The sequence below is a fragment of the Pseudoalteromonas sp. BMB genome, assembly GCF_001709235.1.
GTDB classification, from domain to species: domain Bacteria; phylum Pseudomonadota; class Gammaproteobacteria; order Enterobacterales; family Alteromonadaceae; genus Pseudoalteromonas; species Pseudoalteromonas maricaloris.
In genome coordinates, this window is record NZ_MBQA01000226.1 from 21,598 (window position 1) to 32,584 (window position 10,987).

General features: G+C 42.4%; 8 protein-coding genes. 6 read left to right on the forward strand and 2 right to left on the reverse strand.

Features of this window, described 5'->3' with window-relative positions; genetic code table 11:
- The first annotated feature begins 102 nt into the window (after positions 1 to 102).
- The 5 genes from sixA (at position 103) to BB427_RS23300 (ending at position 5,472) form a co-directional block, all read left to right on the forward strand.
- Positions 103 to 564 carry a phosphohistidine phosphatase SixA gene (sixA, locus tag BB427_RS23280; protein ID WP_069023574.1) on the forward strand — a complete coding sequence of 154 codons (462 nt, stop codon included), beginning with the start codon at positions 103 to 105 and terminating at the stop codon, positions 562 to 564.
- A 556-nt stretch (positions 565 to 1,120) separates the two neighbouring features.
- Positions 1,121 to 3,403 carry a TonB-dependent receptor gene (locus tag BB427_RS23285; RefSeq protein WP_069023576.1) on the forward strand — a complete coding sequence of 761 codons (2,283 nt, stop codon included), beginning with the start codon at positions 1,121 to 1,123 and terminating at the stop codon, positions 3,401 to 3,403.
- 83 nt (positions 3,404 to 3,486) lie between these two features.
- Complete coding sequence (locus tag BB427_RS23290; RefSeq protein WP_010374748.1) at positions 3,487 to 3,786, forward strand: hypothetical protein; 300 nt, start codon at positions 3,487 to 3,489, stop codon at positions 3,784 to 3,786.
- A gap of 27 nt (positions 3,787 to 3,813) precedes the next feature.
- The gene (locus tag BB427_RS23295) at positions 3,814 to 4,467 is read left to right on the forward strand and encodes an HAD family hydrolase (protein WP_069023577.1); all 654 of its coding nucleotides are present in this window, start codon (positions 3,814 to 3,816) and stop codon (positions 4,465 to 4,467) included.
- 165 nt (positions 4,468 to 4,632) lie between these two features.
- Complete coding sequence (locus tag BB427_RS23300) at positions 4,633 to 5,472, forward strand: DNA ligase (RefSeq protein WP_069023579.1); 840 nt, start codon at positions 4,633 to 4,635, stop codon at positions 5,470 to 5,472.
- 82 nt (positions 5,473 to 5,554) lie between these two features.
- Here the strand turns inward: BB427_RS23300 and efpL are convergent, their stop codons facing one another.
- Positions 5,555 to 6,124, reverse strand: coding sequence for an elongation factor P-like protein EfpL (efpL, locus tag BB427_RS23305; RefSeq protein WP_010606026.1), 570 nt, complete (start codon positions 6,122 to 6,124; stop codon positions 5,555 to 5,557).
- An 83-nt stretch (positions 6,125 to 6,207) separates the two neighbouring features.
- Positions 6,208 to 7,539 carry a tetratricopeptide repeat protein gene (locus BB427_RS23310; RefSeq protein WP_039493861.1) on the reverse strand — a complete coding sequence of 444 codons (1,332 nt, stop codon included), beginning with the start codon at positions 7,537 to 7,539 and terminating at the stop codon, positions 6,208 to 6,210.
- 1,376 nt (positions 7,540 to 8,915) lie between these two features.
- Between BB427_RS23310 and BB427_RS23315 the strand changes: the two genes are divergently transcribed.
- Positions 8,916 to 10,709 (forward strand): ATP-binding protein, encoded by a 1,794-nt coding sequence (locus BB427_RS23315; RefSeq protein WP_069023580.1) that lies wholly within the window; start codon positions 8,916 to 8,918, stop codon positions 10,707 to 10,709.
- Positions 10,710 to 10,987: the final 278 nt, after the last annotated feature.

Below are 10,987 nucleotides of genomic sequence, written 5' to 3' on the forward strand. Positions count from 1 at the left end.
GTAGAAGGGAAAGGCCATTAGCGACAATAGGTTAAACGTGGATCTCATCACGCATAAGTCCGCATATATGTAGGGTGATATAAACAGAAGGTGCTGAACAGTATGAAGACTATCTTGATAATGCGTCATGGTGAAGCTGAACCCATGCAAGCCGACGATGCAAGCAGAAATTTAACCGAACAAGGATTACAACAAGCCAAGGATGTAGGTGAATGGTTGAAACAATATTTTGAGATAGACGCTGCACTTGTGAGTCCCTTCGTCAGAGCACAACAAACCGCGGAGCAAGTGATTGCACTTCAAACTCCTAAATTTGTTGAAACCTGTTCAGACATAGTACCGAGTGGATCAGCACACACAGCTATCGATTATTTAGAAACACTTATCTCTATGTATCCAACATACCAAACCTGGATTTTAGTCGCACATATGCCAATAGTTAGTTACTTGGTAGACCGTTTGTGCCCGGATACAATGCCTATCTTCTCGACTGCCGCGGTAGCTATAATTGAATACAATGAACAGACTGGCCGTGCCGAATTCACATCGATGCAGTTACCTTAAGCCTTTTATTCATAATTGGCATAGAAAGGCTAAAACTTCCCTTTAATCGGTCTAATGTCCTCTTTTTAATTTTGTTTGAACTTTATCATTACACCGGTGTCATATCATTGGCATTGCAATCATGGTTTCCGATATGGCCAATACGTTTGTTTGGGCGCAAATTTGTATTGTTTAGGTAACCGGCACAGTTTCGACCACTGTGTTATGGTTCTGTTATCGGTAAAGATGGTTTTTTGGAACTTATATACCATTAAGTTTAAAGGACAATTGTCCGCTTTTTTGTGTTTTTTGTTGCTAAATGTTGTAAACTGTCAGCTAACGTCGCTGAAAGTTGCAAAAAAATTGATTTTTTAGTTCGGTTTATAAAGCAAAGTAGAAATTACCTGCTATAATTACCGCCGTCTCGTTCAGCCTTATAAAGTTGTATCGCACTCTCGACTGTAAGGTCCGCGTTATTATATTCAAATCGCGAAAAATTGAACGTTCACGCCAAGTGAAACGGCGCCCAAATTTTAAACCGTTGAACAAAGAGTGCACTAAAAGGTCGAAAACCAACATGAAAGCAATGAAAAGATCTACGTTAGCTACCCTTATTAATGCTACGTTGTTCTCTGCTGTGGCAGGTACTTCATTTTCTGCACTTGCTGAAGAAGAGCAAGCCAAAAAAAATCAACTAGAAGTTATTCAAATTACCGCACGTAAACGTGTTGAAAACGCGCAGGAAGTACCTGTGTCTGTTTCAGCGCTTCAAGGTGATAACTTGAATGCTTACAGCTCAGCGGGTATGGACATTCGCTTTATGAATGCGAAGATCCCAAGTTTATCGGTAGAATCTTCGTTTGGTCGTACTTTCCCACGTTTTTACGTACGTGGATTAGGTAACACAGACTTCGATCTAAATGCTTCTCAACCTGTATCTTTGGTTGTTGATGAAGTGGTTCAAGAAAACCCTATTCTAAAAGGCTTCCCTGTATTCGATATTGCACGTATTGAAGTATTACGTGGTCCTCAGGGCACGCTATTCGGTCGTAACACACCAGCAGGTCTTGTTAAATTTGACACAGTTAGACCAAGCCAAGAGTTTGATGGCTATGCTGCTGTTTCTTATGGTAGCCGCGGCGCGGTAGACTTTGAAGGCGCAGTAGGCGGCTCAGTAACTGAGCGTGTATCAACGCGTATTTCTGCATTGTGGCAGGAACAAGAAGATTATATCGATGTAAAAGCGCCTGGCTTCGAGAAAGAAGATTCTCTAGGTGGTTACAGCGAGCAAGCCGTTCGTGTTCAATTCCTATATGAAGGCGATGATTTTAACGGCCTACTTAACTACCACTACCGTGATTTAGATGGTCGCCCAATTGCATTTCGCGCAAATTTAATTGAAGCTGGCACAAATAACATTAACCCATTGTATGACAACGATGTGGTATACCATGATGCGGCCTCTCGTTCGACGCAACAGGTTGAAACTCAAGGTTTGAGTCTAAAACTTGAGTGGGATTTACCTGAGCATACTGTAACGTCAATTACTGCTTGGGAAAGTGCTGAAATCTATTCTCGTGCAGACGTTGACGGTGGTTACGGTGCTGACTTCCTTGGTTTCCAAGGCCCAGGTATCATTCCATTTGCTTCTGAAACAGCTGACGTTATTCCTGAGCATAATCAGTACACGCAAGAGCTTCGTTTATCTAGCAACTTCTCTGGCGATTACAACTATCAGGTAGGTATCTTCTTATTTGAAGAAGATCTCATGATTGAAAGCTACAGCTTTGATACATTTGCATTTGATGCTGGCCTTGGTCAGTACGGTGCACAAAATGGTTATGCTTACCAAGATCAAGATACATCAGCATGGGCGGTATTCGGCTCTTTTGATTACACCGTATCTGATGATTTAAAAGTAACAGCAGGTTTGCGTTATTCTGACGATGAGAAAGAGTTTTACGCCAAGCGTACTAAAAACCCAACACCTTGGAACGGCTCTCCAGACGTACTTGATGGTACCGCTAACCCAAGCGATAGCCACGTAAGCTGGGACTTAAGTGCTACTTATAAGCTAACTGATGACGTAAACTTGTTTGGTCGCGTAGCTAACGGTTTCCGTGCTCCAAGTGTTCAAGGCCGTATTTTGTTCGGTGATGAAGTGACTGTTGCTAAGTCAGAAACTACTAACTCGATTGAGGCAGGTATTAAGTCAGACGTACTTGATGGCCAAGGCCGTGTAAACGCGACGGTATTCTACTATCAAATGGATGACCAGCAGCTAACGGCTGTAGGTGGCGATTCAAACTTTAACCGCTTAGTGAATGCTGATAAAACAACCGGCTATGGTTTCGAACTTGATACCGAATGGGTGTTAACGGACGAGCTAAATGCAACCTTTAACCTAAGCTATAACAAAACTGAGCTTGAAGATAAAAACCTTGCGGTTCAAGTTTGTGCTCAATGTACCGTCACAAACGCAGTTAATGGTCAGGGCCTAGCAGTACTTGACGGTAACAGCCTACCTCACGCTCCTGAGTGGATCGCAAACGCAACACTTCGCTACACGAAAGAGTTAGAAGATGGCGAGTTCTTCGTCTATGGTGATATGTCTTACCGTAGTGAAGTAGACTTCTTCTTATACAAATCAGTAGAATTTGAAGGTGAAGCGTTGTTTGAAACAGGTCTTCGTGCTGGTTATATGTGGTCTGAAGGCGATAACGAATATGAAGTGTCAGCTTTTGTTCGTAACCTATTTGACGAGCAAGTGGTTATCGGTGGTGTAGATTTCAATAACAACACCGGTATGCTAAATGAAGCGCGCTTCATTGGTGCTGAATTCAAAGTGAAATTCTTCTAATTCACGCTACAGTGATTATAATAGAGTAACTAAAGCCCGCATTAAGCGGGCTTTTTAATGAAATTTTTATGTTAGGAGTGGATATGTCAGGTTTTTGGAATTATCGAGTGATATATTGTGAAGCAACAAAAGACGAAGCGGCTTTATATCAAATCCATGAAGTGGAATATAACTTAAATGGTAAGGTAACGAATTGGTCTGAAACGGGTGCTGCACCTTTTGGCCGTTCGATGGAAGAGTTGCAAGCGGATGCAGATAGACTGAAGTCAGCTTTCGATAAGCCAATTTTAAAAGTGATTAGACAGCCACGAGGCTATACATTAGTTGAAGTTGATAGCGGTGAAGAAGCTACTGCTGAGCCACCAGCAGGGATCAACGGTTAATTAATACAACCAAATTAAGGAGTGTAAATGCGTTTTCAGGCAGTTTTATTTGATTTTGACGGTACATTAGTTGATTCAGAAGCACTCCATTACCAAAGTTGGATGAAGGTGTTAGCCCCGTATCAGGTTACTTATACGGAGCATGACTTTTGTGATGAGTTTTCGGGTGTGCCAACGCTTAAAGCCGCGCATATACTCAAAGAAAGACACCAACTTGCGCCTTCTGCCCGCGATTTATGTGATGAGAAAAATGTCGTCTTTGTCGCAACCGCTGCGGAAGTACTCCCCAGATTGATGCATTTTGCAAAGCAAGTGGTTGAATTAACCTCAACGCGTTGTCCAATCGCACTCGTGACAGGAAGTAGCAAAGCAGAAGCGCTTCCTGTTTTACAACACTACCGGTTATTAGAGTTATTTTCTGTCATTGTGTGCAAAGACGATGTAGAACAGCCGAAGCCTCATCCAGAACCTTATCGCAAGGCGCTTGCTGCGCTAAATATTGCGCCACACGAAGCCGTGGCAATAGAAGACACCTGCACAGGATTAACTTCAGCCAAGGAAGCTGGGTTAACTGCGGTTGTCGTGCCAAATATGCACTCTAATAAACAAGATTTAAGTCTTGCCGATCATTCATTTACCGATCTAGAAGCGGTTTTTGACTGGCTTTGCCCTGAAAGGTAATAGCAATTGGTATAAACAGGGGACTGTTAGTCAAAGCTGTTCGATTTTACAAACGTCGATTCTTGTGTAATCTTTAAGTGTGAATTTTGTTAATTTTTAATATCGGCGAACGCAAACAATGCACCAATTCGCTGGTATTAACTATCCACTGCAAAGGATTATGCTATGCGATATGTACCATTCTTATTCTGTCTATTATTAGGTTTTTCCAATCTCCTTTATGGAAATGAAACCCACACAAAAATCCAGCTTGCTTCGCTATATCAAGGCGACGAAGATATTTCTAATTATCTTGTTAGTGAAAAATTCGATGGTGTTAGGGCCATTTGGGATGGCTCGCAACTGCGTACGCGTGGTGGTCACTTAATTAAGGCGCCAGACTGGTTTACGCAAGGGCTACCTGATACATGGCTAGACGGCGAGTTGTGGGCTGGGTACAATAACTTTGCTTTTGTGAGCGCGATTGCAAGACGCCACTCGCCTAATAATGAGCACTGGCGTCAAGTGACTTATTATGTATTTGATGCGCCAAATTCTACAGAAATATTCTCCCAGCGTCATGAGCGTTACTTAAGCCTACTAAGCCATATTGAGTTATCACACATCAAACCCGTCAAGCAGCTATCATTTGGCTCCGTTGATGAGCTAAACGACTATTATCATGATGTCTTAAAGCGAGGCGGTGAAGGGGTTATTTTGCATGCTAAAAATGCCAAACACGAAGATGGAAGAACAACCAACGTATTAAAATACAAGCCGTACCTTGATGACGAAGCCATCGTGATTAAGCATTTACCCGGTAAGGGAAAGTACCAAGGGATGATGGGATCGCTATTGGTGAGAGATGAACAAGGTATGGAGTTTAAAGTTGGGTCGGGGTTTAGCGACGAAGAGCGCGCATCACCACCACCGATTGGTAGTCAAATTACCTATCGATATCAAGGATATACTAAGTTTGGTAAACCACGTTTCGCGCGATTTTTAAGAGTAAGGCCAAAATTATAGAATGGCACTACTGCTGCAAAGAAAACTTGGGGGTTTTTAGACTATAGCGAGCACTACGGCTCGCTATCAAAGTGCAATGGACTTATTCTGCACGGCCCATGAACTTAGATTCAGCAGTGTTGATCTTAATTTTGTCACCGCTTGAAATATGCTCAGGAACTTGAACAACAAGGCCTGTCGTTAATGTCGCAGGCTTTGTTCTAGCGCTAGCAGATGCGCCCTTGATTGAAGGTGAAGTATCTTCAATCACAAGCTCTACGCTTGAAGGCAAGTCGATAGAAACAGGCATGCCCTGAACAACTACGATAGATAAACCTTTCGTTGATTCGTCGATAAATAGCAATTGCTCAGCAATAGACTCTTTATTTAGGTGGTATGGCGTGTAATCTTCATCATCCATAAACACATATTCATCACCATCTACATATGAAAGCATTGCAGGGCGGCGGTTAAGATCTGCAAGTGTCAGCATTTCTTCCGCTTTAAAAGTCTCATCTACTTTAGAGTTATCTACTACATCGTACATACGCATACGGTATAGGCTACCACCAGCGCGACCTTGTGGTACTGAGCGCTCAATGTCACGAACAATCATTACGCGGCCGTTATACTCGATCGCGGCATGTTTTTTTATTTCACTTGCCTTTGGCATAGCTTAATTCCTAATACAAATAAAGTTGGCACAATATAATCATTTTTCGGCTTTTTGGCGAGTTTCAAAACTCATTCTGAGCCTCAAATACCGTATAAAGTCGTCATTTCTGAGTACTTGATCCCAAAGTGCTGGTCAAACCAACGGTTGATATAGTCATGCTCAGGTTCAAGCTTGGCACAGCGTAGAATATTTTCACCTTTATTGGTGCCAAGTGCCTGCCCACAGTAATTTTGCTTCCAAGTTAGCGTAAGATCTTGAGAGAATTTTTTGAGTAATTCATCAAAGGTCTTTTCTGTTATCTGAGAAAGGTTAAGAAAGTCTGGAGACAGCGGGGTGATATCAAGTTGCTCAAAATCAGCCTGATGCGCACGGGTTTTATTATGCTTACTATCGCTTGCACTGCCTTTGATATAACGATGGGCTAAACTCGCCTCATAATTAACGTTGATATCAAATTTCTCATCGTAGATGGTCACCGGGTAAGTGAACTCTCTTGTGACTTCTACGGTGTGCGTCTTATCTGAGTTATTTGGGTCTGGTCGTTCAACTTCCTGTTGATAATGCTTACGCTGGATATATTGATTGCTAGTGCGGTAATAGTCTGCATCTGCATATAGCTCTAATGAAAGCTGTTGACTGCCATCACTATCAAACCACAGGCTATTATTAAATGCCGTATTTAGGCTTGAGATAAATGCGCCATATTGTCCTCTGATTGAGTTGCCAAAGCGCAAACCAATATCGACACGATCTCGTATGTTCATCGCAAAATAACGACTTTTATCTTGGTTATCTACACGTAAACGTTTTGGAGTTTGCCACGCTAAACAGTATTTTTCCGTGAAACTTTTTAAATAGAAGCGCTGCCCGCTAACCTGTCCTGCAAGTTCATCACACTTTTTCTGCGCTTGCGTTCTTAACGTGTCATAGTGGGTGCTCATGGCGCTTGCTAACTGTGCATTGCTGATCAGATGGCGATAGTTATGTTCAAACAGCTTAAACTTATCGGGGTAGGGCGTATTTGAGAGTGAACGGGCTTCGTCGAGTAGCCATTGCCTCGCATAATCTAGTTCTTCTCTTTGGGTATTTGCCATCGCGCCGGTCGGCTTCATTTGCCATTGTGCTTGGTTCTCTACGATTTCTTCTAGCCTAGTTGCAGCAGCGGTGTAGTTATTTGCTAAGCGCAGCATACGTACATCGATAAGACCTTTATCTATAAGCTTATCTCGCGCCAGTGTTAAGCCTTGTTTCGCTTCAAGATCTTCTGGGTCCTCCGCGAGTGCTTGTGAATAATATTCAGCAGCTTGGCGGTACATTCCCGCTTCGTAAAGTTTATTACCTTTATAAACTAGCGATTTACAGCCGCTAATAGCAGCCAATATTGCAATGATGATGGCGGTTTTCTTGATCATAATATCATTCCATTCGCGCAAAAAGTTCCATAAGCACAGTTATTGATTTTAGTATCCATTCGCTTAGCGTACAGGTGCACCCGTTCCTAAGCTTTTAACAGGCTTATAATACAGGGTTCTGGCGAAATCTACATCACTGAATTGTTAAGATTTTGTTTTGGGTAATATTGAATCATTATGCTCAACGTAGCCTAAAAGTTCAGCTGCTTAAGTATGAGCCGAGCTCACACACTACAGCATTTTCCCTTCATCACACCCGAAAAACATAACAGCTCGGCGGGTGAACCACCTTCCATAAAGCTGTCTGCAATGCTAATTAGGAGGCTATGCTGATAGTTTTTGTAACCCTTGCAAACAGCTTCACCGTAAAAATCGTAGACGATCTTACAAGCAACTTATTCCCCCTCCATCACACCCGAAAAGCATAAGCCGATATGCAATGTGCCGACAGGATGTCGGCCAAGTCTTGTCAGGCACAAGGACGTGCCTGACAAGACGGTTGCGATACCAATTGTATTAGGTAAATGAGCTATTTGAAGCGGAGAAATAGCTTTAGTAGCTAGGCAAAAATTTTTGCTATTTAGTTGTTCTAAATGAGAAATTTTTAACGACGCTAATATGGTATTTCACCCTTCAAATTGATTGGAGACTTAGTGCAATTGGTATTATATATCGGCTTATGGTTTGAGGATTAAGTGTGATGTTGGGGCGACGTTTTCTTGGTTCGCTCGATCGCGTCGTTTCAAAAGAATGAACGAGGAGCGCATGGATGTGCTTTGATATTAAACATGGAGGTTTATGTTGCTAACGGCTGGTAGCTCGAAATTTACCGTAAAGTCAGCCCGTCCTCCTGACAGGTTTCGACGCCCATCCATGGGCTACGACTATCTTTTCTTTGCTTGCCCAAAGAAAAGGTAGCAAAAGAAAGGGCACTCCCAACATCACTCTGACTCCTCAAGTAAATTGCCAATATGAACGTCACCGCTGTGTAAGGGACATCCCTGTCCCTGTCACAGCTTTTCACGCATCCATGCGTTGAAATGACTCATTGGCACTTTACTTTCGGGTGTGATGAGGGAGGAGAACGGTGCTGACAGTTTTGTTTGGTGCTTGCAGGCAAATTTGCTGCTTTGAGAGAAAAACTAGAATTAACAAGTAGAGCTATTTCCCCCATATTCAAGAAAATGCGCAAGTTGCGCATTTTTATCTTTCTCAAAAAAATCGTAACTTGAACTTTTAATAATGTTGGCAATGAGTTATCAATTTTGTTAAAACTAAATCAATCATAAAAGTGCGCGATTGCAAATCAGAAATATGCGCGATTTGCGCACTATTAAATTGTTAGGCGGCAAGAGATCTTTAAGAGAAATTGAAGCATGGAAATTCAAATAAACAAAGCGCACAAATCCATACCCGCAGGTGTTAGCTTTGAACTCCCCACTTTTAGTGTTATTACGGGAAAAAATGGCAGCGGAAAGAGTCATCTCCTAGAGGCTATGGCCAATAGTCAGATTTCAACAGTATCTGACCAGGGGAACAACCTTGCCAAAGTCTTATTGATAGGATTTGGAGGCCTCAACCCTCAAATCGATGAAGCTTGCGACCCCCAACAGATTACCCAGAACACCAAAAACTGGTGGGGACAGATAGAACAGCAGCAACGCAATCTGATAAATGCACGAAACAACGGCGAGCAAATATCTGGACCAATTGAGAATTTCCTAGCCAGATGGGGGCATAACCCCCAGCTATTTTCCATAATCAAAAGTGTCACCCAAAAAACCGGAAAAACTCTTGAGCAGCTAACCGAAGACGACGTTTACTTTAATCTTAATCTTGCAGAAGCAGATTCGAGCACGCTATTTGCGTCCAGGCTTGCCCTCATATTCAAAATGTATCACGTCAGATATACGAAAAATAAGTTTAAAAAGTTTCTAAACCAAGAAAACAACACCAACATACCGACCCTTTCAGATGAGGAGTTTTCACATATTTATGGTCCCAAGCCTTGGGTGTTGATTAATGAAATACTGGCAAAAGCAGGCTTAACTTATGAGGTGGTAAGTCCAGAGGCAATAGACACGGAATCGACATATCGGCTGAGATTAGTAGATAGATATATCGGGACTGAGATATCAGCAAATGACCTATCAACCGGAGAAAAGGTTCTGATGTCGTTGGCGCTTGCCATTTACAACACTCAGGAATCGTCTGGAAAACCAGACGTGTTAATTCTCGATGAACCTGACGCCCCTCTGCACCCTCAATATTCGAGGCTGCTTATAGAGACTCTGCGAGATGTGGTAGTGAGCAAGGCGGGTGTGCAAGTTGTTGTAACTACACATTCGCCTTCAACTGTTGCAATGTGTCCAGACAACTCACTTTTTGAAATCAATAGGGATACAAAAATACCAGAAATGGTAAGTATAAGCCGTGGCCTTGAAGTGCTAACGGACGGTATACCTCACCTCAAGGTATCCACTGAGGACAGACGGCAAATTTTTGTAGAAAGTAAACTTGACGTAATTTACTTTCAAAGATTGCATCAAATTATTTCCAGATTTTCCACTATAGGTTACACGCCAATATTTCTTGAGCCGCACAGCGGAACTTCAAATTGCACAGATGTTGAATCAATTGCAAATCGTCTGCACGAATCTGGCAGCGATCTAGTTCGTGGGATTATTGACTGTGATGGAAAGAAAGTAGATAAGCATCCCATTTATGTTCTGGGCGGAGGAAATCGATACTCAATCGAAAACTATGTTTTAGATCCGCTTTTCCTAGGGCTTGCGCTTGTCCGCCTTGGAAAGCGGAAACTAAGTGATTTCTCCGTGCCCCATCTTCATACCTACATGGATGCGGCAAAACTGACCAACGAAGAAGCTCAAAAAATCTCGGATCACATAACGCTGGCAACAGGAATATCTAATACATCGACAGCGGACTGTGAACTCCATAACGGCTGGGTTCTTAAATTACCTACACAATTCCTAATGATGCGAGGTCATGACTGGGAAAAGTCAGTTCTATCGTACATTCCGGAGTTAAATGCGATTTCCAGCAGAAATGGGGATGCAGGACTTAAGCTAGGGATTATGCAAGTTATTGAGGAATTCCCTAAATTATTGTCAATTGATATTTCAAGAACCCTGATGGCACTTAAGTAGTGAAATTTTGAGTGGCGACATTTTTCTGCTAGTGCACAGCCACCTAACAATCAGCTGCAGCGGAGCAAATTCCGCTGCGCTACATTTGCCCGCTGAGCTGGGCGTTGAGGCTGTAGAATTACTCTTTTCAGGTACTGGATTGTTGGTTTTGGATTGACAGTTTCTTAACCTTGAATCGAGTTGGTTACTGTGATCTAATAGATATTATTCACCCACGGTAATCTGTTATGGCCAACTATAAGCCAGACTTATCCCGCCAAAATAAATTCATTCCAATC

Excerpts from the sequence above, each read along its gene's own strand:
- BB427_RS23285 (WP_069023576.1), top strand. The coding sequence starts at position 1,121 with ATGAAAGCAATGAAAAGATCTACGTTAGCTACCCTTATTAATGCTACG.
- BB427_RS23290 (WP_010374748.1), top strand. The coding sequence starts at position 3,487 with ATGTCAGGTTTTTGGAATTATCGAGTGATATATTGTGAAGCAACAAAA.
- sixA (WP_069023574.1), top strand. The coding sequence starts at position 103 with ATGAAGACTATCTTGATAATGCGTCATGGTGAAGCTGAACCCATGCAA.
- BB427_RS23310 (WP_039493861.1), bottom strand. The coding sequence starts at position 7,539 with ATGATCAAGAAAACCGCCATCATCATTGCAATATTGGCTGCTATTAGC.
- BB427_RS23315 (WP_069023580.1), top strand. The coding sequence starts at position 8,916 with ATGGAAATTCAAATAAACAAAGCGCACAAATCCATACCCGCAGGTGTT.
- BB427_RS23295 (WP_069023577.1), top strand. The coding sequence starts at position 3,814 with ATGCGTTTTCAGGCAGTTTTATTTGATTTTGACGGTACATTAGTTGAT.
- efpL (WP_010606026.1), bottom strand. The coding sequence starts at position 6,124 with ATGCCAAAGGCAAGTGAAATAAAAAAACATGCCGCGATCGAGTATAAC.
- BB427_RS23300 (WP_069023579.1), top strand. The coding sequence starts at position 4,633 with ATGCGATATGTACCATTCTTATTCTGTCTATTATTAGGTTTTTCCAAT.